Origin of the sequence: Syntrophotalea carbinolica DSM 2380 (genome assembly GCF_000012885.1) — a bacterium.
Lineage (GTDB): Bacteria > Desulfobacterota > Desulfuromonadia > Desulfuromonadales > Syntrophotaleaceae > Syntrophotalea > Syntrophotalea carbinolica.
On sequence record NC_007498.2, the window covers coordinates 3,126,782 to 3,151,915 of the forward strand.

24 protein-coding genes, 1 tRNA gene and 1 other RNA gene are annotated in these 25,134 nt (G+C 57.8%); 2 read left to right on the forward strand and 24 right to left on the reverse strand.

Annotated elements, in window-relative coordinates:
* Positions 1-18: 18 nt before the first annotated feature.
* The 23 genes from rnpB to PCAR_RS14665 all read right to left on the reverse strand — a co-directional run bounded on the left by rnpB (position 19) and on the right by PCAR_RS14665 (position 22,354).
* An RNA gene (rnpB, locus tag PCAR_RS18205) (RNase P RNA component class A) lies at positions 19-414 on the reverse strand.
* A 100-nt stretch (positions 415-514) separates the two neighbouring features.
* Positions 515-1,228, reverse strand: a complete 714-nt coding sequence (locus tag PCAR_RS14560; RefSeq protein ID WP_158447434.1) for a zinc ribbon domain-containing protein — start codon at positions 1,226-1,228, stop codon at positions 515-517.
* Positions 1,229-1,295: 67 nt separating this feature from the next.
* Entirely contained in the window at positions 1,296-2,420 is a 1,125-nt protein-coding gene (locus PCAR_RS14565; protein ID WP_011342456.1) for a Nif3-like dinuclear metal center hexameric protein, read from the reverse strand.
* 107 nt (positions 2,421-2,527) lie between these two features.
* Positions 2,528-2,603, reverse strand: a tRNA-Ile gene (locus PCAR_RS14570).
* A 38-nt stretch (positions 2,604-2,641) separates the two neighbouring features.
* Entirely contained in the window at positions 2,642-4,408 is a 1,767-nt protein-coding gene (gene rpoD / locus PCAR_RS14575; protein ID WP_011342457.1) for an RNA polymerase sigma factor RpoD, read from the reverse strand.
* 69 nt (positions 4,409-4,477) lie between these two features.
* Positions 4,478-6,292, reverse strand: coding sequence for a DNA primase (gene dnaG, locus PCAR_RS14580; RefSeq protein ID WP_011342458.1), 1,815 nt, complete (start codon positions 6,290-6,292; stop codon positions 4,478-4,480).
* Positions 6,289-8,655, reverse strand: coding sequence for an endonuclease MutS2 (locus PCAR_RS14585; RefSeq protein ID WP_011342459.1), 2,367 nt, complete (start codon positions 8,653-8,655; stop codon positions 6,289-6,291). The genes dnaG and PCAR_RS14585 overlap by 4 nt, the downstream gene beginning before the upstream one ends.
* A 24-nt stretch (positions 8,656-8,679) precedes the next feature.
* Complete coding sequence (locus PCAR_RS14590; RefSeq protein WP_011342460.1) at positions 8,680-9,180, reverse strand: CvpA family protein; 501 nt, start codon at positions 9,178-9,180, stop codon at positions 8,680-8,682.
* A 21-nt stretch (positions 9,181-9,201) separates the two neighbouring features.
* Entirely contained in the window at positions 9,202-9,648 is a 447-nt protein-coding gene (locus tag PCAR_RS14595; protein WP_011342461.1) for a GatB/YqeY domain-containing protein, read from the reverse strand.
* A gap of 36 nt (positions 9,649-9,684) precedes the next feature.
* A complete protein-coding gene (locus PCAR_RS19150) occupies positions 9,685-10,326 on the reverse strand; it encodes a phosphoribosyl-ATP diphosphatase (RefSeq protein ID WP_011342462.1) in 642 nt (213 codons plus the stop codon).
* A gap of 27 nt (positions 10,327-10,353) precedes the next feature.
* Positions 10,354-11,121 carry an imidazole glycerol phosphate synthase subunit HisF gene (hisF, locus tag PCAR_RS14605; protein WP_011342463.1) on the reverse strand — a complete coding sequence of 256 codons (768 nt, stop codon included), beginning with the start codon at positions 11,119-11,121 and terminating at the stop codon, positions 10,354-10,356.
* Between the two features lie 213 nt (positions 11,122-11,334).
* A complete protein-coding gene (gene hisA / locus PCAR_RS14610) occupies positions 11,335-12,066 on the reverse strand; it encodes a 1-(5-phosphoribosyl)-5-[(5-phosphoribosylamino)methylideneamino]imidazole-4-carboxamide isomerase (protein ID WP_011342464.1) in 732 nt (243 codons plus the stop codon).
* Positions 12,066-12,686, reverse strand: a complete 621-nt coding sequence (gene hisH, locus PCAR_RS14615) for an imidazole glycerol phosphate synthase subunit HisH (protein WP_011342465.1) — start codon at positions 12,684-12,686, stop codon at positions 12,066-12,068. Before hisH ends, hisA begins: the two co-directional genes overlap by 1 nt.
* Before the next feature lie 3 nt (positions 12,687-12,689).
* A complete protein-coding gene (gene hisB / locus PCAR_RS14620) occupies positions 12,690-13,277 on the reverse strand; it encodes an imidazoleglycerol-phosphate dehydratase HisB (protein ID WP_011342466.1) in 588 nt (195 codons plus the stop codon).
* A gap of 76 nt (positions 13,278-13,353) precedes the next feature.
* On the reverse strand, positions 13,354-14,646 hold the full coding sequence (gene hisD / locus PCAR_RS14625) for a histidinol dehydrogenase (protein ID WP_041531947.1): 1,293 nt from the start codon (positions 14,644-14,646) through the stop codon (positions 13,354-13,356).
* A gap of 14 nt (positions 14,647-14,660) precedes the next feature.
* A complete protein-coding gene (hisG, locus tag PCAR_RS14630; protein WP_011342468.1) occupies positions 14,661-15,320 on the reverse strand; it encodes an ATP phosphoribosyltransferase in 660 nt (219 codons plus the stop codon).
* A gap of 94 nt (positions 15,321-15,414) precedes the next feature.
* Complete coding sequence (gene murA / locus PCAR_RS14635) at positions 15,415-16,668, reverse strand: UDP-N-acetylglucosamine 1-carboxyvinyltransferase (protein WP_011342469.1); 1,254 nt, start codon at positions 16,666-16,668, stop codon at positions 15,415-15,417.
* Positions 16,669-16,703: 35 nt separating this feature from the next.
* Positions 16,704-17,567, reverse strand: coding sequence for a peptide chain release factor N(5)-glutamine methyltransferase (gene prmC / locus PCAR_RS14640; protein WP_011342470.1), 864 nt, complete (start codon positions 17,565-17,567; stop codon positions 16,704-16,706).
* Positions 17,568-17,569: 2 nt separating this feature from the next.
* Positions 17,570-18,637 carry a peptide chain release factor 1 gene (prfA, locus tag PCAR_RS14645; protein ID WP_041531948.1) on the reverse strand — a complete coding sequence of 356 codons (1,068 nt, stop codon included), beginning with the start codon at positions 18,635-18,637 and terminating at the stop codon, positions 17,570-17,572.
* A 32-nt stretch (positions 18,638-18,669) separates the two neighbouring features.
* Positions 18,670-19,356, reverse strand: coding sequence for an FAD-dependent thymidylate synthase (gene thyX / locus PCAR_RS14650; protein WP_011342472.1), 687 nt, complete (start codon positions 19,354-19,356; stop codon positions 18,670-18,672).
* A 147-nt stretch (positions 19,357-19,503) separates the two neighbouring features.
* The gene (gene rpmE, locus PCAR_RS14655; protein ID WP_011342473.1) at positions 19,504-19,713 is read right to left on the reverse strand and encodes a 50S ribosomal protein L31; all 210 of its coding nucleotides are present in this window, start codon (positions 19,711-19,713) and stop codon (positions 19,504-19,506) included.
* Between the two features lie 125 nt (positions 19,714-19,838).
* Complete coding sequence (gene rho, locus PCAR_RS14660; protein ID WP_011342474.1) at positions 19,839-21,086, reverse strand: transcription termination factor Rho; 1,248 nt, start codon at positions 21,084-21,086, stop codon at positions 19,839-19,841.
* 467 nt (positions 21,087-21,553) lie between these two features.
* Positions 21,554-22,354, reverse strand: coding sequence for a lipoprotein (locus PCAR_RS14665; RefSeq protein ID WP_011342475.1), 801 nt, complete (start codon positions 22,352-22,354; stop codon positions 21,554-21,556).
* Between the two features lie 312 nt (positions 22,355-22,666).
* Here PCAR_RS14665 and PCAR_RS14670 point away from each other — a divergent pair, with 312 nt between their 5' ends.
* On the forward strand, positions 22,667-23,485 hold the full coding sequence (locus PCAR_RS14670; protein WP_011342476.1) for a hypothetical protein: 819 nt from the start codon (positions 22,667-22,669) through the stop codon (positions 23,483-23,485).
* 57 nt (positions 23,486-23,542) lie between these two features.
* Here PCAR_RS14670 and gluQRS read toward each other — a convergent pair whose 3' ends face one another.
* On the reverse strand, positions 23,543-24,463 hold the full coding sequence (gene gluQRS, locus PCAR_RS14675) for a tRNA glutamyl-Q(34) synthetase GluQRS (RefSeq protein ID WP_041531949.1): 921 nt from the start codon (positions 24,461-24,463) through the stop codon (positions 23,543-23,545).
* Between the two features lie 292 nt (positions 24,464-24,755).
* Between gluQRS and PCAR_RS14685 the strand changes: the two genes are divergently transcribed.
* Entirely contained in the window at positions 24,756-25,124 is a 369-nt protein-coding gene (locus PCAR_RS14685; protein WP_011342478.1) for a hypothetical protein, read from the forward strand.
* Positions 25,125-25,134: the final 10 nt, after the last annotated feature.

The window sequence follows — 25,134 nt, forward strand, 5'->3', positions numbered from 1 at the left end:
GTAATCGAAAAATAAGATGGCCGGAGAGAACCGTAAGCCGGGTCCTGTTCCCCCCGCCGGTTACCCGCACGGAGGGCGATGATCATTCCTCTAGGACCGCCGTTGCCGACGGCCTCAAGCAACCAACCCGGAAGTCTCGGACGGGCCGCCCTCAAACACTTCCCTATTTGGCCTTGCTCCGGATGGGGTTTACCTAGCTTCCGGCGTCGCCGTCGGAACTGGTGAGCTCTTACCTCACCGTTTCACCCTTACCTGCCCAAGCCTCGACTTCGACAGGCGGTTTGCTTTCTGTGGCACTGTCCCTGGGGTCACCCCCGGTTCCCGTTAAGAACCATCCCGCCCTGCGGAGCCCGGACTTTCCTCCCGCCCGCTACCGCCGAAACGGAACGAGCCGACGATCATCTGGCGCTCTCCGACCATCCTGTATTTCCAAGCCTGTGCAAGCCTATCGAACCAATCATCCTGTCCGCTTCATGAAATGCGGCAAGATGACAGGAGTTAACCGCCCGGCGCTCTAAGCCTCCGTTCGCGTCACGAACAGCAGCCGGTTGCAATGAGGGCAACTCTGGATCTGCGGATTGAGGAACAGACTGTTGAACAACTGGGGGGGCAGATGCATGTGACAACCGGTACAGTTGCCGTCACGCGCCTCGACCACGGCGATGCCGTCACGCCGTTCCATGAGCAGGGCATAACGCTTTTGCAACTGCTTGGGCAGAGGATCGATATGCGTACCGCGCTGACCGGTCTTGGCTTCGAGCGTTTCGTCGAACTCTTGCAGCGCCTCGGCGATTTCGGAGGTGCGAACTTCGGTGCGCTCTTTAAGTTCTTCAATCTGCTTGAGTTTTTCGTCCTTTTCGGCATTGAGTTCGGCGATTTGAGCCTGTTTTTCATCGAACTTCGCCTGCAGGTCTTTGTTGACCTTCTTGGCGCTATCGACTTCTTTGAGAACAGCCAGATACTCCTTCTGGGTTTTGATTTCCGGCAACCTCTCTTCAGAACGTTTGATATTGGCCTCTTCCTGCGCCAGCCCCTGCTGAAGTTCGGCCTGCTGACTCTGCAACGTGCCGATTTCTTCATCCAGACCATTCACCATGTCCTGGATCCGCACCATTTCACCGCTTAACTCGGCCTGTTCCATTTCCAGTTTGCGGCGCTCCTGGCGAATGCTGTTGAGTTCATGGTCAAGTTCCTGCAAAGCCCTTAGACGTTCGATTTGTTCATGCACGTTGTTGCCTCCCATCGGTTCTCCGGTGATACTATTTCTTGTGCTGTGTGAAATAAAAAAAGGGAACTCAGACCATTAAAAATGGATCCTGTTCCCCTTTGAGTTCTTCGACTTGAATTCCCATCCGCTTCGCTGCAGCTGCCTGGCGCAACACTTCGGCCAGATGCTTCACCATAATATGCTCGGTGCCGAAATGACCGGCATCGATTAAACCTATATTGCGGTCACGGGCACTGAGAGCCTCATGATACTTGACATCGCCGGTCACCAGCACATCGGCCCCCATACGATCCGTATCGCCCAACAAAGACGCACCACTACCGCCACAGACGGCAACCTTGCCCACCTTCCTGTCCAACTCACCGACGACCCGTACATGAGGGATATCCAGGGCCCGCTTGACCGTATCGGCAAACGCCCCCAAAGTGGTGGTTTGCGCCAGACGCCCGATGCGGCCGAGGCCGACGTCGCTGCGTCGATTGGCCAAAGGAATCAGATCGTAAGCAACCTCCTCATAGGGATGCGCCTTGAGCATGCGCTGAACGGCACGCGCCTGCACTTCACGGGTCAGGATGGTCTCCATCCGGATTTCCCGGACACGCTCCAGTGCCCCACTCTGTCCGATAAATGGCCTGGTGTCATCGCCAGGCCGGAAAGTTCCGACACCGTCGGTACGGAATGAGCAGCTGTCGTAATCGCCAATGGTTCCCGCACCGGCCTCGAAAAGCGCCTTGGCCACCCGGTCTTCGTAACCGCTGGGGACAAACACCACCAACTTGTGCAAATCGGTTGCGCCGGTTTGCAAAGGCACCGGCTTTTCCAGGCCCAGGCTGGCCGCCAACCAGTCATTGAGTCCGTTCTTGGCACAATCGAGGTTTGTATGGGCGGAGACAATGGCCACACCTTCACGCACCGCGCGAAACAGCAGGCGACCCGTCTCATTCATGGGGCTTAAGTGCTTGAGGGGCTGGAAGATCAGCGGATGATGGCTGACAATGGCCTCGGCGCCGATCCGCTGTGCTTCGTCCAATGCGTATTCGGAAACATCGAGGCACACCAGAACACGGCTTACCGAAGCGGACGGATCGCCTGCCTGCAGTCCGACATTATCCCAACTTTCCGCCAGTGCGGGCGGGTAAAGACGGTGCAGTAAACCGAGCAGATCCTGTAGGCGAAAGGTACGTTCCTTCATGAACAATCGCTTTGAAAAAAGAAGAGTGCAACTCTATCGTTGCACTCTTCGGTAGCAGGGGTGTTTCTGTATGTGTATATGAGTTCTCGCCTCATCACCCATCCGAGTGGTGGGCCCACCAGGATTCGAACCTGGGACCAACCGGTTATGAGCCGGTGGCTCTACCAACTGAGCTATAGGCCCGGAATAGTTCACCAGTTTAGTTTTTCAGAACTTGCCTGTCAAGTGGTTTCAACAAAGCTTTTCAAACGTCTGGCGCGACTGGGATGCCGCAGTTTGCGCAGCGCCTTGGCCTCGATCTGACGAATACGTTCCCGCGTGACCGCAAAATCCTGCCCGACTTCCTCAAGGGTATGATCGGATTTTTCGCCGATACCGAATCGCATGCGCAGCACCTTCTCCTCACGGGGAGTCAATGACGCAAGCACCCGCGACGTCTGATCGGAAAGATTGCCCTTGATAACCGCCTCGAGGGGCGAAACCACGCCTTTGTCCTCGATGAAATCCCCCAAGGAGGAGTCCTCTTCTTCGCCGATCGGGGTTTCAAGGCTGATCGGCTCCTTGGCAATCTTGAGTACCCGCCGTACTTTTTCCAGCGGCAGTTCCATACGCTCGGCGATTTCTTCGGGCACCGGCTCCCGACCCATCTCCTGCACCAGCTGGCGGCTGGTACGGATCAGCTTGTTGATGGTTTCGATCATATGCACCGGAATACGTATGGTGCGCGCCTGATCGGCAATGGCACGGGTAATGGCCTGCCGAATCCACCAGGTGGCATAGGTCGAGAATTTGTAACCGCGCTGATATTCGAACTTGTCGACGGCCTTCATCAGACCGATATTGCCCTCCTGGATAAGATCCAGGAACTGCAGCCCGCGATTGGTGTATTTTTTGGCGATGGACACCACCAGCCGCAAGTTGGCCTCGACCAGTTCACTCTTGGCCGCCTTGGCCCGCCACTCGCCCTTCATGACTTCCTTCAGCGAGCCGAGCAATTCCTCCGGAGCGAACCCGGACTCATCCTCAACGCGATTGAATTTGCGCTGGGCGCTCTTCAGACGTTTTTCAACGGACAGCAGGGTATCGATGGGCACACCCAGATCCTGCGAAATACGATGCGCTTCTTCATCGCTTTTACGCATCCGCCGCAACAGGCGCTTGATTTCCTTGTGCGGCTGCTTAAGCTCTTCTTCGCAGGCCTGCACCTCGGACAAGCCCTTTTTGACTTGCTGCGCCATATCCTTGAGGCGATCGACGATCTTGTCCACTTGAAAATCCTTCAGGCGGATTTCCCGCATCAGCTCGCCGATGGATGCCTTCTTTTCCGCGATCTGGTCGCGCAGGCTGTTACGCTGCTGACGATCGCCGCAATCGGCCAACTCCTGGCACAGAACCATCAGCTCGTCATTCTGCTGCCGGATTTTTTCCACCAGATCAAGGATGCGCGTGCGCTGAACCTCCTCGACATCGGCGCCCTCTTCTTCTTCATACTCCTTGGTGATCTCCGCCACGCCAATCTGTTCCTTGGCAAGCTTTTCACCCAGGCGAATCACTTCGCGAAAAGCAATGGGGGTCTTCATGATAACCCGGGCCACCAGCGCCTCACCCTCTTCGATGCGCTTGGCGATCTCCACCTCCCCTTCACGAGTCAGCAGCGATACCTGTCCCATTTCCCGCAAATACATGCGCACGGGATCGCTTGTCCGTCCCAGGGTTCCGGCTTCGTATTCCGTCTCTTCCTCTTCTTCGCCGGAGTCGGAGCTGCTGTCGTCACTATCGCTCTGGGTCTTGGACACAGACACCTTCTGCTCTGAATCGACGACTTCAATATCCATTTCGCCGAACAGACTCATGACATCATCCAACTGGTCGGAAGAGACCACGCTTTCCGGAAGATAATCGTTCACTTCGTCATAGGTAAGGTAACCTTTTTCCTTACCCATATCGATAAGCTGCTGAACTTCTTCCATGCCGTGTTTCTTGGCCATGCTCGATTCTCTCCTCTGGACTTCCCTTCACTGCGAAAGTCATCGGTTTATTAGTATCGACGTTGACAATTACCCCTTGAGCTTGCGTGTAAGCTCCTGAAACTCACGCTGCCAGACTGTCATCTCGGTGAAATCCTGGCCCCTCTCGGCCTCTCGCATCAGCTCCTGCAGTTGTTGCAACCGCTGCTTCATGCGCTCCTTATTCACCATTTCATGACATTTCCGGAAAAGCTCATCGTAATTTTCCGCAAACAATCCTTCGTCTTCTAACAGAATACCCGAAAGCAGCCCCTTCTGGGACTCACTCAGGTCATCAATGCGCATATTTTCTGCCACCGGCCCCGATTCAGCGGACACCGAAAGGGCGCGTTCGGCCAAGATCCGCAAATCGCCCTCCTCGAAAAGCTCACCCAGGCCGAGGTTGCGCGCTGCATCGCATGCCGATTCGTAGCAAAGAATCAGCCGCAATAAAATCCGTTGCGCTTTTTCAGCCACCCCCCGCCGGGTCTTCTTTGCCGGTACGGCCTGACGGGCAGCAGGTTTCGGCCGAACCGCAGGCACCGATGACGGGGCAGGATCCGGCACGGCCTGCGGCAATGCCTTGCTGCGCAGCAACTGCTCATCCAAGCCGGTACGCGAAGCCAGGTCCTTCAAATACAGATCGCGCTCGATATCGCCGGGCAGAAGGCGTAACTTGGCGAGAATTTTTTCCACCGCCCGTGCGCGGCCCTCGATATCCTCGCCGTGCTGTTCCAGCGTCCGCTCGATAAAGACCTCGACCACCGGACGCGCCGACGCCAGGCGCGCCTGCATCTTCTGCGCATCGTGGTTGCGCAGGAAGGAGTCGGGATCCTCACCGGCATCCAAGGTAACCACCAGGGCCTGCAACCCCTCGGGCAGCAATACGTCCATGGCACGAAATGTTGCCTTACGGCCGGCTTCATCCTGGTCGAACAATAGCAGCACACGCTCGGCAAAACGTTTGAGCAAACGAACATGCTCGGGCGTCAGCGCCGTACCGCAGGTGGCTACGGTGTTTTGAAAACCGGCGCGATACAGTGCCAATTGATCGAAATAGCCTTCCACCACAATGGCTTCGCCCTTGTGGCGCATGGCATCGCGCGCCTGGTACAGACCGTAAAGCACCCGCGCCTTGTGGTAGATGGGCGATTCGGGCGAGTTGATGTATTTGGGACCATCCCCTTCCAGAATGCGGCCACCGAACGCCACGGGCCGACCACGCTCGTCCAGAATGGGAAACAACAGGCGACGCCTGAACAGGTCGTAATCGTTACGCCCTTCGTTGCCGGCACGAACCAGCCCCAAACGATCCCGCGCCCACTTGGAGTCAAAACCCTTGTCCCGCAGATGATTTGCCAGAGCCTCCCACGCTGCGGGCGCCCACCCCAGGCGAAACTGCCGGGCGATATCGCCGTCAAAGCCGCGACGACGCAGATAACCGCGCGCCGGCTTACCGGAAGGGTCCTTCAGCAGCAGGTTATGATAGAAGTCACAGGCGACTTCCGTCACCCGCAGCAGGCGCTCGCGTTCTTCCCGGCGCTGCTCTTCTTCGGGGGATACGGCTTCTTCCTCAACCTCGATGCCGTAGCGTTCGCCGAGCCGACGAACCGCTTCGGGGAAGGCCAGCCCCTCTATATTCATCAGAAAGGCAAAGACATCGCCACCGACCTCACAGCCAAAACAGTGGTAGATCTGCCGGTCGGCGTTAACATTGAAGGACGGTGTTTTTTCAGCATGGAACGGACACAGTCCGACATGGTTACGCCCGGAACGCTTGAGGGAAACGTAGCTCGAAATCACCTCGACAATGTCGGCCCGAGCCCGTATTTCCTCGACCTTTTCGTCCGCAATCCTTCCGCTCATGACCTTCTCAATTGCACAAGGGTCACATTATCGCCACCCTGACCGATGGCGGCGGCGTGAAAGCCCGCCACTTCACGGTGTGCGGCGAGGTACTCGCGCACCACTTTACGCAACACGCCTTCGCCGGCGCCGTGCACGACTTCCAGTTCCAGCATATTGTGCAGCAAAGCATCGTCGACGAAGCGTTCCAGCAATGGCAGGGCCTCATCGACCCGCTTACCGACCAGCATCAATCGGGGGCTGAAACTGTCCCGCTGAATCTTGCCACGCACCGCGCCACCGGCGGAACGCGAAGCAAAACGTCGCGGCCGGAACGCCTCCAGCACTGTCATGGCCAAGCGCAGCTTTTTACCCTGCACCGTCATTTCGACGGTATCGCCCTGCACCCGCACCACTTCACCCTCGGTGCGCAATGTCGGGATACGCAACAACTCGCCGACTTTCACCGACTTCGGGGCCTTGCCCCGGCCCTTCACCGAGGCCGGTGCCTGGCGCAACTCTTCGCGCACCTGGCGTACCTCGGAGGTCAGCCGGGCCTGTTCTGGCACTTGCGTACCGGTCTGACGAGCCTCTTTGAGCAACCCCTTTATCTTGCGTTCGGCTTCGCGCACCAGCTGATCGGCACGTCGCCGGGCCTTGTCCTGCAACGCTTGCTTCTGCGCCTCGAAATCCTCCAGCAATTTCTTGCGTCGCGCCCGCTCCTGACGGGCCCGTTCGCGCAATTTGCGCGCTTCGGAGAGTTCCAGTTCAAGGGCATGCTGCTGGGCGTTGATCTTCTCCATCAACTCCAGGCCGGCTTTTTCGCCGTCGCCGAGGTAGTCTTCGGCACGCTGCAACACCGTGGCCGGCAAGCCAAGACGGCGGGCAATGGCAAAAGCCTGACTGGCGCCGGGTATCCCGTAATGCAAGCGATAGGTCGGCTGCAAGGTTTCGGGATCGAATTCAACGGCGGCGTTTTCCACACCGTCCTGGGTTGCGGCATACCCCTTGATCAGATTCAGGTGAGTGGTGGCTACGGTGCGCACGCCGGCGTCACGCAGGTGATCCAGCATGGCCATGGCCAGGGCGCCGCCCTCCGCGGGATCCGTTCCGGTACCGAGCTCGTCCAACAGCACCAGCGTCTCCGGCCCGCACTCTTCCATAATCCGCCGCAGCCGTGTCAAATGCCCTGAAAACGTGGAGAGATGCTGCTCAATACTCTGTTCGTCACCGATATCGGCCTGCACCGAAGGGAACAGGTAAATCCGACTGTCGGCACGACAGGGAATCGGCAAGCCCGAGCGAACCATGAGCACCAGCAGGCCGATAGTCTTGAGTGCGACACTCTTACCGCCGGTGTTGGGGCCACTGATCACCAGAATCTGTCGATCCTGCCCCAGCTTCAGGTCGATGGAAACGGCCCGCTCGACCTCAACGCTGCCATCCGCTCCGACCATCAGCAACGGATGTCGGGCATCACGCAGGTCGATGACCGGTTTGTCCGCCAGCTGTGGCGTCACGGCCCCGCACATCTGACCGAAACGCGCTGCCGCTGCCCGCAGATCAAAGCGGGCCATCAACGTCTGATTGTGCTCGAGGGCGACCCGCTGCCCTCGGACTTGAGCCGACAGACGCCGCAGGATACGTTCCTCCTCGCGTTGTTCGGCACGCCGTAAGGCTTGCAATTCATTGTTGCCTTCCAGCACCGCGTTCGGTTCCATGAACAGGGTCTGGCCGCTGGCGGATTCATCGTGGATCAGTCCCTTGACGCGACCGCGATGGTCGGCCCGCACCGGCACGACATAACGGCCATTGCGCTCGGTAACGATGCTGTCCTGAAAGACACCGCTGAAAGACTCGGCATGCAGCATATCCTCCAGTTTCCTGCGGATACGGCCCCGCAGGTGCCGGGCGGACTGACGCAGATCCCCCAGTTCGAAAGAAGCGCTGTCCAGAATCTCGCCGTGACTGCCGATACTGGCACGAATTTCACGCTGCAGGGCGTTGCAAACCGTCAGGCCGGACGCCTGCTCGGCGAGCAGCGGAGCGCTTTGCTGTCCGTCAAAATATCCGCGACAGGCACTGGCGGCCTCCAAACTCGAAACCACCGCCAGCAGGTCCTCGGCCGGCAACCAGCTGCCGTCGGCATGCAAACGCCGCAAGGCGGGTCGCAGTTCGCGGCACCCGCCCAACGGAGGTCGGCCCTGACTTTCGAACAAGGCCGTCATTTCGGCCACTTCGGCCAGAGCCTCGGCTACCTGCCGCGGATCATGCAACGGCTGTAAAGCCAGAGTCTTTTCCCGTCCCGGCTCGGTGACGGTGTGCCCCGCCAGCAGCCGAACGATTTTATTGTATTCGAGAACCCTGAGGGTTTCTTCGCTCATGAACTCCTAATCCCGCAAAAACACTCAGGAGCGGCCTTTTACCGTGCCGCCCAGTTGCTTGCCGTGACGAAACAGGGTCTCCCCCATGTCGACCAAAGGGGGCGTCAGCTGCGATGAACGCAGATATTTTTGCGCCTGTTCCGGCAAGGGGCTGCGACTCAACCCGAACAAGACCAGGATCAAAATCGCGGCACCCTGAACGATACCGAACAAGCCCCCTGCCACCCGGTTGAAGCCCCCGAGAAAAAGCAACTTGACGAAACGTGACAGAATAAACCCAATCACTGCAAAAATCAAGACCGTCAGCAGAAATAATGCAGCAAAAGCGATTACTACACATAACTGGGCCGGCAAGGAGAAGGTTTTAAGCATGCCCTCGGCCAGATAGGGATGAAAACGCAGGGCTATCACCAATCCGCCAAACAGCCCGAACAAAGAGCAGAGCTCCTTGAGCAGTCCGCGCACCACCCCCTTGATCAAAAACAAGGCCAGTACCGTCAGAATGGCGATATCCACAACATTCATAGGTCTTCCCCAGTATTGCGATCAGCTGCTCAGTCGGCTTTTAACCATGTCGCTGACCTGCTTGCCATCGGCACGCCCGCGGGTCTGGGCGGAAACGATCTTCATGACCTTGCCCATATCTCTGGGACCGGCGGCACCGGTTTCGGTTACGGCCTGTTCGATAAGGGCGGAAATTTCCTCCTCGCTCAGCGGCGACGGTAAAAACTCCTGCAGAATGGCCAGTTCGGCCTCTTCTTTTTCGGCCAGTTCGGCCCGGTCGCCCTCCCGGTATAGCGCCACGGATTCCTTGCGCTGCTTGACCAAAGACGACAGCACACCAATGATATCTTCGTCTCCAAGCTCTGCACGCTGGTCGATTTCGCGATTCTTGATGGCTGCCAGCACCATGCGCACGGTGGTCAGGCGCAGACTGTCTTTAGCCTTCATTGCGGCTTTCATGGCATCGTTGAGTTGTTGTTTGAGACTCATGGTTATCCACCTTTTTATAGGAAAACAGTCAGAAAATCAGGCTTTGCGCGAGGCCTTCTCCTCGATCCCCGACAGACCGAACCGACGCCGCAGTTCGGCGTAAATACGCTCCGGAGGCAAATCGTAATAACCGAGCAGAACCAGCACATGAAAAAACAGGTCGGCGACCTCATAGACAACCTCGTCGGGTTGGCCGCCCTTGCCGGCCACCGCCGTTTCGGTGGCTTCTTCACCGATCTTGCCAAGGATCTTGTCGAGCCCCTTGGCGAACAGGGAAGCCACATAAGATTTCTGCGAGGGATTGTCGCGGCGCTGCAGCACAACCTGATATACCTGTTCCAAAATATCGGCCTGCTCCTCGGCGACAGCATCCTGCTGCTGGAAAAGCACCGTTTTGAAGCAGTTGCGGGATGCCCCACCCTGCTCTACGGCCACCAGCAAACAGTCCCCGGAACAACTCAGCCGCATTTCCGTGACCCGCTGCGGGGCATCGGCATCGGGTGCCACCAGGGCCTTTCGGGAGCGCGAATAACGGTACAGCAAACCGCTTGCCAGGGTTTGCTCGACAGCTTCGGCGTTGAGATGTGAAAGCATCAGCACGTCGCCGCTGGGCGCGCAACGCACCACTGCCGGGATCAGTCCGTCGACACCGTATGTAATATTGCCTAAATCGACCATGGGCCTTCTCCTACCTGTCTCAACCGACTACAAACGCGCCGGCACGCCGCGCTTCTGCAGATACTCTTTGCACTCGTGAATCGTGTATTCGCGAAAGTGGAAGATACTTGCGGCCAAAGCGGCACTGGCCCCACCTTCGGTCAGGCCCTGATGAATATGCTCCAGATTGCCGACACCGCCGGAGGCGATAACCGGAATACTTACCAAATCGCTGATGGTACGGGTCAGAGGAATATCGTATCCGTCCTTGGTGCCGTCCTTGTCCATGGACGTCAGCAGGATTTCTCCGGCACCATAAGCTTCCATACGCATCGCCCACTCCATGGCGTCGATGCCGGTCGGCGTTCGGCCGCCGTGAATATAAACCTCCCAGCGCTGCGGATCGCTATCGGCGACGCGCCGTGCATCGATGGCCACAACGATACACTGGGAGCCGAAACGCTCGGCTGCTTCTTTGACAAACTCGGGGTTATTGACCGCCTCGGTATTAATGGAAACCTTGTCGGCTCCGGCATTGAGCAGATTACGGATATCCTCGATGGTGCGAATGCCGCCGCCGACGGTAAGGGGCATAAAAACCCTCTCCGCGGTGCGGGACACCACATCGAGAATGATATTGCGCTTGTCGCTGGAAGCGGTGATATCAAGAAAGGTCAGTTCATCGGCCCCCTGGGCGTCATAGGCCTCGGCCGCCTCAACCGGATCGCCGGCATCGCGCAACTCCAGGAACTGAACCCCTTTGACCACCCGACCGTCCTTGACATCGAGACAGGGTATAATACGTTTCGTCAGCATGGCTCGTCCTTCACAAGATAAGAACGCCGCACCCCGATTACAAGGGCCGCGAGTTAATTAATTGGATCGAAACCCGGGAAAACCGGTTTTTTTACCGCAAAAAACCGTTGAGATCGCAAAGAAAACAGTCACACCAAAAGCCCGCCTCGGCGAACTCAGCGTGCTCTGCGATACATATTCATTTTATAGGCAAAGATCAAAATCGGCACGAAATCAGGCTTTGCCCTTGGTCAGAGCCACCGCTTCACGCAGATCGAGGCTGCCGGTATACAGCGCCTTGCCGGTGATCACGCCGGTCACCCCGGAGTCTTCAATGGTCATGAGACGGGCGATGTCTTCCAGACAGGAGACGCCGCCGGAGGCGATGACCGGCACCGAGATCGACTCGGCCAGGGCACGGGTCGCCTCAAGGTTCGGCCCCCCCATCATGCCGTCACGGGCGATATCGGTATAGATGATCGCTTCGACACCGAACCCTTCCATCTCTTTGGCCAATTCGGTTGCGAGCTTTTCGGTAACGTCGGCCCATCCGCGCACTGCGACCAACCCGTCGCGCGCGTCGATGCCGACCACGATACGCCCGGGGAACAACCGGCAGGCCTCACGAACCAACTCCGGATTTTCTTTGGCCACCGTACCGAGGATGACGCGATCTATACCAAGCTCGAGATAGGCTTCGATGGTCGGCAGGTCACGAATCCCGCCGCCCAGTTCGGTGGGAATCGAAACGGCCTCGGCAATGGCGCGGATAGCGTCACGGTTACGCGGCACGCCGGCAAAAGCACCGTCGAGATCGACAATATGCAACAGCTCGCCACCCTGCTCCTGCCAACTGCGGGCCTGGGCACCGGGGTTGTCGTTGTAAACCGTGTCCTTCTCCATCAGGCCCTGTTCAAGACGCACACAGCGGCCTTCCTTCAAATCGATGGCGGGAATAACTATCATCACATATCTCCGAAATTCTTGAGGATTCTAAGACCGACCTGCTGGCTTTTTTCCGGATGGAACTGGGTCGCCATGACATTGTCCCGCCACACGGCGGCACAGAAGGTGCGCCCGTAATCAGCCGTTGCCGCCACCACCGATGCATCCTCGGGTACGACGTAATAGGAATGCACGAAATAAACAGACTCGCCGCTATCGAGCCCCTGAAAAATCGGCGCGGGGCGTTGGATATCGATCTGGTTCCAGCCCATATGCGGCACTTTCAGAACTTCCCCTTGCTCCTGCATGTCGCCGGGGAACCGTACCACCCGCCCGGGGATAATATTCAGCCCCTGGTGGTGGCCGAACTCCTCGCTTTCGGTAAACAACAGTTGCAAACCGAGGCAGATACCGAGAAACGGCCGACCGGACTCGACATGCCGCAAAATCGGCTCGACAAAACCGCCGGCCGTCAACTGATCCATGCAGTCGCGAAAGGCGCCGACACCGGGCAACACCAGTTTATCGGCCTGCGCCACAACGGCGGGGTCATCCGTCACCCGCGCACTGTAGCCGACCTTTTCAAAGCCTTTCTGCACACTGCGCAGATTGCCCATCCCGTAATCGATAATGACTATCATCTGTTACAGCTTTCCTTTGGTGGACAGCACCCCTTGAATGCGAGGATCGAGTCCGGTGGCCTCATCCAACGCTCGACCGAAGGCCTTGAATACGCCTTCGATCATGTGGTGCAGATTGCGCCCGTAGACCAGATTGACATGCACATTGGCCCCGGCGTGATTACAAAATGCGGTAAAGAATTCTTCGACCAGCTCCACATCGAAGCTGCCGACCTTGGCCTTGGGAAGGTCCATATTGAACACCAGGCACGAGCGCCCGGAAAAATCGATATGCACCGAGGCCAGCGTCTCATCCATGGGAACCGTGGCGGCGCCATAGCGGCGAATGCCCTGCTTGTCCCCGAGAGCCTTGACGAAGGCCTGCCCCAGACAGATACCGAGATCCTCTACCGTGTGATGATCGTCCACCTCGACATCGCCCTCGGCCTTGACCGTGAGATCAAAAAACCCATGACGGGAAAGCAAGGTGAGCATATGGTTCATAAAAGGCACAGGTGTGGCGATACAGGCTTCGCCGCACCCGTCAAGGGTCAAGTCCAAATTGATTTGGGTTTCCTGCGTCTGTCGATCGATAGTGGCGCTGCGAGACATGGCAAACCCCCTTGCCAGCAGTTGGTTGACAGAGATGGCGATACAGCCGGCCTTTTCACCGGCCAGGCGGCGATGGTCAGCTATCCTTCAGGCGAATGGAAACGGAACGCCCATGGGCTTCCAGTCCTTCCAGTTCGGCCAGATGCACGATAGACCGGCCCAACCGATCGAGCCCTTCCCGGGAGAAGGAAATAATGCTCGACTTCTTGACGAAATCGTCCACCCCCAGCGGAGAAAAAAAGCGCGCGGTCCCGCCGGTAGGCAGGGTATGGTTGGGGCCGGCCAGATAGTCTCCGGCCGCTTCGGGACAATGGTGCCCCATAAAGATGGCCCCGGCATGGCGGATTCTGGGCAGCAGGGAAAAGGGATCGTCAACCGCCAACTCCAGGTGCTCCGGCGCAATGCTGTTGCTCAGTGCCACCGCCTGCTCCAGATCGCGGGCGACCAGGATGGCCCCGAAGGCATCGATGGAACAGCGTGCGATAGCGGCCCGCTTCAACGTTGCCAGCTGCTCTTCGACTGCCTGCTGCACGCGCCGGCCGAAATCGGCATCGGTAGTCACCAGAATAGCGGCTGCCAGCTCATCGTGCTCGGCCTGGGACAGCAGGTCGACGGCGATGTGCTCGGGGGTGCCGCTGCCGTCATTGATGACCAGGATTTCACTGGGACCGGCGATCATGTCGATATCCACCTGCCCGAAAACCATTTTTTTGGCGGTGGCGACATAGATATTACCCGGTCCGGTAATCTTATCGACCCGCGGCACACTCTCGGTACCGTAAGCCAGTGCGGCAACCGCCTGGGCACCGCCGATCTTGAAAATACGATCGACGCCGGCCAGGTGCGCGGCCGCCAGCACATGGGGATTGACCTCGCCGTGCGGCATGGGCACCACCATCACCACCTCAGCCACGCCGGCCACCTTGGCGGGAATGGCATTCATCAAAACCGACGAGGGGTAACTGGCCTTGCCACCGGGCACATAGATACCGACCCGCTCCAAAGGCTGCACCATCTGGCCCAGCATAACATCCTGCTCGTCGGTAGTCAGCCAGGTCTCGGTCTTCTGGCGACGATGAAAAGCAGCGATGCGGTCGGCCGCAAGCTGCAATGCGGCCATCGATTCGCTATCCACAGCGGCCAAAGCCGCTTCGATCTCCTCTGCCGTAACCTGCAGTTGCGCTGCGGTAAGATCCAACCCGTCAAAACGGGTCGTGTATTCGAGCAAAGCGCGATCGCCTTGCAGGCGCACCGCCTCGAGGATTTCCGCAACCGTTTCCTCGACCCCTTCGGGCGGCGTTTCCCCCCGGGCGACAATGGCGCCGAGAGCAGCACCGAAATCGGAATCATCAAATGATAACAATCGCATCATAACCTGGCTCCTCAATCGTTCCCGGCGTCTTCAGCCAATACCCGTTCCAGGTCCTGTATAATGCGGGTAATACGCTGATGCTTGGTCTTGAGGCTGGCACGGTTAACGATCAGGCGGCTGGTGATTTCACCGATGGTCTCCACCTCCACCAGACCGTTGTCGCGCATGGTAGCGCCTGTCGACACCAGGTCGACAATACGTTCAGCCAGCCCGACCAGAGGCGCCAGCTCGATGGATCCGTAAAGCTTGATGAGTTCCACCTGCACGCCGCGCTCGGCAAAGTAACGCTCGGTAATATTGGGATACTTGGTTGCCACACGGATATTGGACCAGTCGGCCGGATCCTCATCGCGCGACAGCTCGCCCGGCTCGGCCACCACCAGTCGACAGTATCCGAACTTAAGATCCAAGGGCTCGTAGAGATCCTTGCCTTGCTCCAGCAGGGTATCCTTGCCGACCACTCCCAAATCGGCACAGCCGTATTCGACATAGGTCGGAACATCCGTGGCCCGCACCGCCATAAAGCGGAATTTGGTCTCGGGGTTTTCGAACACCAGCTTGCGGCTGTCGCCGCTCATCTCCGGACAGGTGATGCCGATTTTGGCAAACAGCTCCATGGAGTCCCGCATAATACGCCCCTTGGGCAGGGCAAACGTTATGTAATCGCTCATAAGGACGGTCCTTTATCGATTGTCATTGTCATTGGTTGTTCAGCGGCATGTTTTCATATACATGAATGACCAACGGCCAGGGACCAAGGACCCATCAGCCCTTGATTCGCTCGATGTGCGCACCAAGATTTCGAAACTTTTCCTCGAGGCGCTCATAACCCCGATCGAGATGATAGATGCGCGAAACCTCGGTCGTATTTTCCGCAGCCAGTCCGGCCAGCACCAGACTGGCGCTGGCACGCAGATCGGTGGCCATAACCGGCGCGCCAAGCAACTCCTTGACGCCTCGCACCTTGGCGGTCTTGCCTTCGATGGCGATATCTGCGCCAAGGCGCTGCAGTTCGCAAACATGCATAAAGCGGTTTTCAAAAACACTCTCGGTAACCACGCTGGTACCGTCGGCAATACTCATCAAAGCCATGAACTGAGCCTGCATGTCCGTTGGAAAACCGGGGTGAGGCTGGGTCTTGATGTCGACCGGAGCGATGCGGCGCGGACCCCGCACGCGTAACGCATGATCCTCCGCGCTGATGGTGACGCCGGCTTCCTGGAGCTTGCTGATCAAGGCCTCGAGGTCGGCCTGACGGGCACCGAGCAACCGCACATCCCCTCGGGTCATGGCCGCAGCCACCATGAAGGTACCGGCCTCGATGCGGTCCGGCATTACGGCGTAATGCAGCGGCTGCAACTCATCGACCCCTTCGACAACGATACGGTCCGTCCCGGCACCTTCGATACGGGCCCCCATACAGGTCAAAGCCGTGGCCAGATCGACGATCTCCGGTTCGCACGCAGCATTTTCAATTACGGTGGTACCTTGAGCAAGACACGCCGCCATCAGCAGGTTTTCGGTACCGCCGACGGTGGGAATATCGAGGTAGATATTGGCCCCATGCAACCGTTTGGCCCGGGCCTCGACATAGCCGTGGTCGAGATCGATCTCGGCACCCATGGCCTCGAGCCCCTTGAGATGCAGATTGATGGGCCGGGCACCGATGGCACAGCCGCCGGGCAAACTCACCCGGGCGTGTCCCAGTCGCGCCAGCAGCGGACCGAGGACCAAAACCGAGGCACGCATGGTGCGCACCAGATCGTAGGGCGCCTCAACACTGCGAATCCGGGTGGCATCGACAGAAAACACCCCTTCCTGGCTATGCACTTCCGCGCCAAGGATGCTCAGCAGTTTTCCGGCGGTCGAAATATCCCGCAGGGCCGGCACATTTTCGAGCTGGTGCTGCCCGGGAGCAAGCAAGGTGGCAAACAACAGCGGCAGCGCTGAATTTTTGGCGCCGCTGATCCGAACCTCGCCCTTGAGTCGGTTTCCACCATGAATGACAATCTTATCCAACCTGGTACCACCTTTGAAGAAAAGGGTGCATATGCTCAGTGAATACTATGATCTGCGCCGCGGCGAGCCCCCACGACCCGCGGCACGCCACCATAATCGTCCCGCACGAAGCCGTCCACAAGTCCGGCGTCATCGAACAGCTGCCGCACCGCGGCGGCCTGATCGATACCGACCTCCACCAGCAGCCAGCCTCCGGGCACCAGACACGTATCGGCCTGCGCCGCCAGCAGCCGGTAAGGATCAAGACCATCTTGCCCACCGTTTAAGGCCTGACGCGGTTCGAAATCTCGAACTTCGGGCATCAGTCCGTCGAGATCAGCCGCCGGGATATAGGGGGGATTGGAAACGATCAGATCGAAAGGCCCCTCGGGCAGTTGCGCCAGATCCCTCTCAAGAAACCGCACCCGATCGTCGACACCGTTGCGGCGGGCATTATCGGCAGCCACCGCCAGAGCCTGGGGACAGATATCCAGCGCCACCACCTGCGCATCGGCAAGTTCATGGGCAAGGGCGATGGCTATGGCGCCGCTACCGGTGCCCACATCGAGAACTCGCGACCCGTTGGCCACCCGCAGAGCTTCCTCCACCAGCACCTCGGTATCGGGCCGGGGGATCAGCACCGCCGGAGAAACCGACAGGGGCAAAGACCAGAACTCCGTCTCGCCCAGGATATACTGCAACGGTTCGCGCCTGGCCCTTTTGACCACCAGGGCACGATAGGCCGTCAACTCGGACTCCTCGAGAGGACGGTCAAAATTAAGATACAGGCCCACCCGGTCCATCCCGAGGCTGGCACCAAGCAACAACTCGGCATCGCGCCGGCCGCTGTCAATCCCCTTATCCCGGAAATAATCGGCGGTCCACTGCAGTATTTTCAGCACGGTCCAGATTTGTGCCAAACTTACGCCTCCTGGGCCGCCATGGCCTCACTCTGATAATGCAGGGTGAGGGGTTCGACCAACTCGGAGAGATTGCCCTGCATGATGCCTTCCAGCCGATAGAGCGTCAAACCGATGCGGTGATCGGTGCAACGCCCCTGGGGGAAGTTGTAGGTACGGATACGCTGACTGCGATCGCCGCTACCGACCTGGCTTTTGCGATCGGCGGCCATCTGCGCCTGCTGATCGGCCATCACCTGATCCAGGATGCGGGACTTCAGCACCTTCATGGCTTTGGCCTTGTTTTTATGCTGGGATTTTTCGTCCTGGCAGGAAACCACCACTCCGGTGGGCACATGCGTAATACGCACCGCCGATTCGGTTTTATTGACGTGCTGCCCTCCGGCGCCGGAGGCGCGGTAAACATCAATGCGCAGATCGGTCGGATCGATATCCACATCAACGTCTTCAGCCTCGGGCAACACCGCCACCGTGCAGGCCGAGGTGTGGATACGCCCCTGGGCCTCCGTCTCCGGCACCCGTTGCACCCGATGGGTGCCGCTCTCGTATTTGAGTTGCGAATACACCCGGTTGCCGCTGATCATGGCGATAATTTCCTTGAATCCGCCGGCTTCGGAGTCCGAAACGCTCATGGTCTCGACTTTCCAACCCTGCCCCTCGGCAAAACGGCTGTACATGCGGAACAGGTCGCCGGCAAACAGTGCCGCTTCGTCGCCACCGGTACCTGCCCTGATTTCAAGGATAACGTTCTTGTCGTCGTTGGGATCTTTAGGCAACAGCAGAACCTTAAGCTGCTGAGCCAGTTCTTCACGATGAGCCTCGAGTTCGGGCAGCTCCGCCTTGGCCATCTCCCGCATTTCAGGGTCGCTATCCTGCAGCAACTCGCGGTTCCCCTCGATATCTTCGCTTACCCGTTTGTATTCGCGATAAACCGCGACTACCGACGACAGTTCGGCATGTTCGCGCGTCAACTCGAGAAAACGTTTCTGCTGCGACACGACCTGCGGGTCCGACAGCAGCCCCTCGACTTCACGAAACCGATCTTCCACTTCTTCGAGCTTGTTAAATATCATCAGCTTACGATTGCTCTCTCAGTCGGGCATCAAAGATTGGCGAATTCCTTGCGAACTTCATCCACGCAGCCACAGGTCATAGCACCTTCGGGACAGGCACCGACAAGACACCCGGGACCGCCGGCAGCGAACAGACCCGGCGCGACACCGCGTACCTGGCGCAGCATTTCCACCGCCAGCGCGCGGATCTCCCATTGAGCCCGGCGACAGCAGCGCAGCGCAAAGAAATGCAGCAGTTCACGAGCGTTCATGGTCATGACCAGTTTGGTCTCGGCAGCGTTGGGCAACACAAAACGTGCATCTTCCGCCGGAATCCCGGCCTCCATAAGCTCGGCATAAACCCGGTGCATTTCTTCCAATGCCGCTTCAAAGGTAGCCAGCAGTTCAGGCCGGTCGGCGATGGAAGGCGGCGTTACCGCGGTAAAACGCTGCTTATGCGAGACATAACGCTGACTTTGCTGGGAATAGGAAGCCAGGCGATGACGTACCAACTGATGGGAACAGGCACGACTGACCCCTTCAATACCGAAGGTGAAAGAGACATGTTCCAGGGTAGACAGATGACCGACAGAGAGAATCTTGGCGAGCAGCGCCTCCCTGCGGGCGCTGTCCTGCTGCAACAGTTCCTCGACGGAAGATGCCGAATAACACAAACGGGCGGCGGCAGCCACCAACCGCTCGGGCTCAGGAGTATGAGTCAACAGTTGTACGAGCATGTCTTTCCCGCCCGGCCCTGCGCCTGTCACCACGATCAAGGCTGGAGACAGTTTACGGAAGGCCCAAATGCAACAGGGCAGAAACGCCCCGCGCGTTTCTGCCTGTGAACAAAAAAAGAAACGGCCCCGGAGGGCCGTCTCCGGCAATTACTTGTTGTTCTTCGCGTATTTCTTGCGGAAACGGTCGATACGACCAGCTGTATCGAGCAGCTTCTGCTTACCGGTATAGAACGGATGACAGGCCGAGCAAACCTCGACTTGCATATCGGCACACTTGGTAGAGCGGGTCTGGATAACATTGCCACAGTGGCACTTGACCTCGACCGCCTCGTATTTAGGATGGATCCCTTCTTTCATGACTTCTTCTCCTTATCACCCTGGCTTAGTACAGGGCTCGGACATAAAGCGAAAACTTCGCAAGGCAAAGCGTATCTTTTACCATTTCGGACAGCTTATCGCAAGGCTTTTCTGGACAGCATCGCCTACTGGTTCATAGACTCGAAAAACTCATCGTTGGTCTTGGTTGCGGACAACTTTTCCAACAGGAATTCCATACTGTCGACGACATTCATGGAGGAAAGCACCTTGCGCAACAGCCAGAGCCGCTGCAACTGGGTCTGACCAACCAGCAATTCTTCGCGGCGGGTGCCGGACTTGTTGACGTCAATCGCGGGGAAAGTGCGCTTATCGACCAGGCGCCGGTCGAGCACGGCTTCCATATTACCGGTGCCCTTGAATTCCTCGAAAATGACCTCATCCATCTTGCTGCCGGTATCGACCAGCGCGGTGGCGATAATGGTCAGGCTGCCACCTTCTTCAATGTTACGCGCCGCGCCGAAAAAGCGCTTGGGCTTGTGCAGAGCGTTGGAATCGACACCGCCCGAAAGAATCTTACCGCTGGGCGGCACCACCGTGTTGTAGGCACGCGCCAGGCGGGTGATGGAATCGAGCAGAATAACCACATCGCGCTTATGTTCGACAAGGCGGCGAGCTTTTTCGATGACCATCTCGGCGACCTGCACGTGGCGGGTGGCCGGCTCGTCGAAGGTCGAGGAAATGACCTCGCCCTTGACGGAACGCTGCATGTCGGTGACTTCTTCGGGACGCTCATCGATAAGCAGCACGATGAGATACACTTCCGGATGGTTGACGGCAATGGAATTCGCAATATTCTGCAAAAGGATGGTCTTGCCGGTTCGCGGCGGCGCAACGATAAGCCCACGCTGGCCCTTACCGATAGGCGTAACCAGGTCCATAACGCGCATGGACAGGTTGTCCGGAGCCGCCTCAAGAACAATACGCTCCTCCGGATAAAGGGGAGTCAGATTGTCGAACAAAGTCTTGTCACGGGCCACCGACGGATTTTCGAAGTTTACCTCGGCAACCTTAAGCAGGGCAAAATAGCGCTCGCCTTCCTTGGGTGGGCGAATCTGCCCCGACACAGTATCGCCGGTACGCAGATTGAACCGTCGGATTTGCGACGGTGAAACATAGATATCGTCGGGGCCGGGCAGATAGTTTGCGTCAGGCGCCCGCAAAAAACCGAAACCGTCGGGCAGGATTTCCAAGACACCTTCGCCGAAAATAGCTCCGTTTTTCTCAGCGGTGGCATTGAGAATCGTGAAGATCAGGTCCTGCTTGCGCATGCCGGCGGCACCGTCAAGCTTAAGGTCCTTGGCGATCGCCGCCAGTTCGGTAATCTTCTTCTCTTTGAGTTCCTTTAAATTCATTTTTTCTCCTAAAATGCACGCCGACCATGACAAGCTTTTCTCGGTCGTCATGCATGCCGGATCTTGCGGAGCACGTCACCTGCCATTTTCGCCTGTCGTTGCGGTCGCCCGGACCGTATTGATGTTACAACTTTTGGATTGGTTACAGAAAGGGTAGGACGGTTTTCCTTATCATGGGGGTACCACGCGCGACACCCCGTCGCCATGCGGTACCATTGGGATTTTATTCCTGTTACAAACAGCTCGATTTTGAATCGTTACGGGATGTTGTTCCGAAAGGTAGCGTGGTAAGGGACTTCTGTTCTGAAGGATCAAACAATTGATTCTCCCTACTATCTACCCTGTTTGAGACGGACTGTCAATGGATTAATTACCTTTTTGCGCAACAAATGCCAGGTAAGGGACGCCCACGGGGCGCCCCTTGATCACCTTCGGCGGTATCGGATAACGAAACAGACCCTACCGATTCATTCCGCATTCCCGTTACTGAACGGATTGAGCAATCCCGGCTTCAATCCGGAAGCCAACTCCTTGAACAGCTGATGGTAAACCACGGGGACCTCAGTCTGCCCGAACCACCCTTCATCCGGCTCGGTCAAAGCGCGTTCGAGCCCCGGCAGGGTGATATACTTCAGAGCCACCTGATCGCTTTTATTGTAATGCGCCTCATCGAAATCAGGATACTGCAGATTCAAAAAAGGCTCGCCAAGCGGACTGCGATATTCCCACACAACCTCCCCGGTAGGCAGCACCACCGCAGCCGACACCAGAATGCTGTCGCACGCCGCATCCAGATAGTTTATTTTGGTGCGATCCCAACGCCGCTCTTGTCGTTCAGCCCCGTTGAAAACAACCACCAGAAGTGCATCGCTCACCGTGGTTCGGGCCAGCTCCGCCACGGCTGCCGGCTGGAAACGATAGGTATAGCCGCCGTCCTCATCCCCTGCGGCCTTGCGTGACACGGCAATTCTCCGCAACAATGCCGACGGATCGCCCGTCACCGGACGGACGTCGAAATAGGCTTTTTTTTGTCGCAGGAGTTCAACCAGGGAATCCTCCTTGCCGCGATTGACCCGGGATAGCAAATCGATCACCTGGCGGGCCTCAGGATGATGAATCTCCGAGCCGCCGTCCACCATCAGCGGCAAAACCCCCAGTGTTTTAACCATGGATCGATACTGCTCCTTGGGAACGTTATAAACCCCGTTAGAACACCCCATCAAGACTACCGGTACAAACAGCATCACCACCCATAGCAATCGACGCATAGATCTGTTCTCCTTGGAAAGATTGGGACCGCCTATCCCGTTCCACGTCAGTCTTCACCCGAAGATTCAGGACAGACGCTACATTAACATACCCTTGTCAAGTTTCAGCCCGGATCTCTATCCCGGATTTCAGCTCCTACCGTTGGGCACCGACATCCGCCGAGGAATCTGCCTTCGGCGCCCGGATGCCAATTTTAATGTTTACCTTATTATAGCCGCCAGAATCTGTTGACAGCCCCATACAGAGGGTTTAAATTCCTTTACATTGCTTATCTGTTTAGTTTTTCTAATTCAACACAGGAGGAAATCTCCATGAACGCACCATCCGGCCTAATTCGCACATCGTTTCTAACCCTCGTCTCTGTGCTGCTGCTCACCAGCCCCACCCTGGCTGCCATCCTCGAACCAATCGGTCTGCAGGATGGTCAACTGCTACCCAAAAACCAGGCAGAGTTTCACATAGGCTTTTCATACGCCGACGGCATGCGAAACCTGTTCCAAAGCGAAGACCGCGATCGCCGGGTGATGGAGATCCCGACATTGACCCTTAATCTCGGACTTGCCGAACGTGTCGAGGCACAGATCCAATACAGCTATCTGCATCTGCGGGAAAACGGCCAGGGCGGCAAATTCGGAAGCGGCGACGTCACTCTGGGCCTGAAAGTTCGCCTGTGGCAGGAATCGCTGCGTCTGCCGGCCATTGCACTGCGACTCGCCACCAAGCTGCCTAACGCCGACGACGAGGATGATTTCGGCACCGATGAAGCCGACATCTTCATCGATGCCCTGTTTACGCGCAACTATCCCCTGTTCACTTTGTACGTCAACGCCGGAGTGGCCATTCTCGGCGACCCTCGCTCGGGCAATGACGGTCAGGACGACATGTTCCGCTACGGTGTCGGGGTCAAGATTCCGGTACTGGAAGACCAGCTTGCCGCCCTGGTTTCCGTCGAGGGCATGGAAGGCGATGAATCCGTCAACAGCCGGGGCGCATTCCGCGCAGGGATACAAGCCGAGCTGGGACGCTTCACCTGGGATCTGGGCGGTTCCGTCGGCTATGTCGACAAGAGCGAAGATTGGAGCGTACGCACCGGTCTGACCACCTACTTCGAACTGCCTGCAGGCTGGTAACCCTCTCGCAAGCCGGTGCCCGCACGGGCACCGGCTCCCATTCCTTCAACGCGTGCCTCAGCACTGAACCTTCGGCACCTTCGTTCCATCGAAATACTTCGCCCCCCAGGACAGTACTTCAGCGGGCGATGCATTCAACAGTTCTGCCGGCACGGCCTGCCCCAGAAACCGCAAGGCTTTCCAGATCAACCGTCCGCCGCCGCTGCTATCGAGAGACACGGTGCCATGACGCTTGCTGACTTTTTCGCCGTCAGGCGTCATAACCAGCGGAAGATGTGCATAGCAGGGCAGTGGATACCCGAGGCACTGATGCAGGTAGATCTGCCGCGGAGTGCTGCTGAGCAGATCGGCACCGCGCACCACCTGGGTCACCCCGCTTTCGGCATCGTCGACCACCACCGCCAACTGATAGGCAAACAGGCCGTCAGCCCTTCGCAACACAAAATCCCCGACCTCGGAAGCCAGGCACTGCCGATATTCGCCACTCAAGCAATCGCAAAACCCGACGCTGCGATGCGGCACACGCATGCGCCAGGCACGGGCCTCGCGACCGACGGGCAGACCGTTGCGGCAGGTACCGGCATAAATCGGTCCCTCCTCACCACGATGAGGGGCGCTGGCCAGGACTTCCTTACGCGAACAGGCACAGGGGAAAATGTGCCCATCCTCACGCAAACGCTCCAGTGCCGCCTCGTAACAGGCGGTGCGGCGACTCTGGTAGAGCACCTCTCCATCCCAGTGCAGAGTCAGTGCTTCCAGGGTATGCAAAATTTCATCAGCCGCGCCGGGCACCACGCGCGGACCATCCAGATCCTCCATGCGCAGCAGCCAGAGCCCGCCGGCGCTTTTGGCCAGACAATAACTGCCCACCGCCGTTACCAGAGAGCCGAAATGCAGCGCCCCCGTCGGACTGGGCGCGAAACGTCCGACAACCTGTGAGGCATCCGTCGTGCATCGAAAGTTCTTGTCAAGAGACATAATACCAAAAAGCATGCCGCACAGATGGGCAGACCATCAAGATCCGCTTGGTCTGACGCATATTGGAAAAAAATATTCTCATCGCCGATTTACCGCCGGGCAATGTTCGCGAAAAACCTCGATTGAAAATCTGATTTTGAACCGGCCCTCCATGTTTGTCAATATCGACACGGGTACACATTCTTTTCCGGGGCATGCCCCTCGCGGATAGGCGAACCGCAAATTTATGGTATTTTTATAGAACACCGAACGGAGGATCCCCTGCCAACCCCGTGCATACGAGGTATTCCCCATGTCTGCAGTGCTGCGACGCATCGGTATATTCGTCTACCTTCTGGCCACCATCGCCTTATATGGCATCGGACACCCCTATGTTTTCTGGCTTTGCCTTGCCCTGGCGGTCGGCTACCTCATGCTGTGCGGTCATGTCGAACGGCATCTGGTGAAGGCAGCCCTAAAACGCCATGAACAGATCCGGGACAATGCCGTAAAAATGGGCAGGTCTCAGGAGGATCTGGACAAATTCAACCGCTTGCCCCACCGCGTCGCAGCCCAGGACTTCCAGTCCGTACCCGCAACATTGCGATATGCAACCCACGTCCTTTTTGCTGCAGGCATACTGCTGTTGTGTGCCGCGCTACGGTTTCGATTTTTCCCGTAAAGGATGTCCC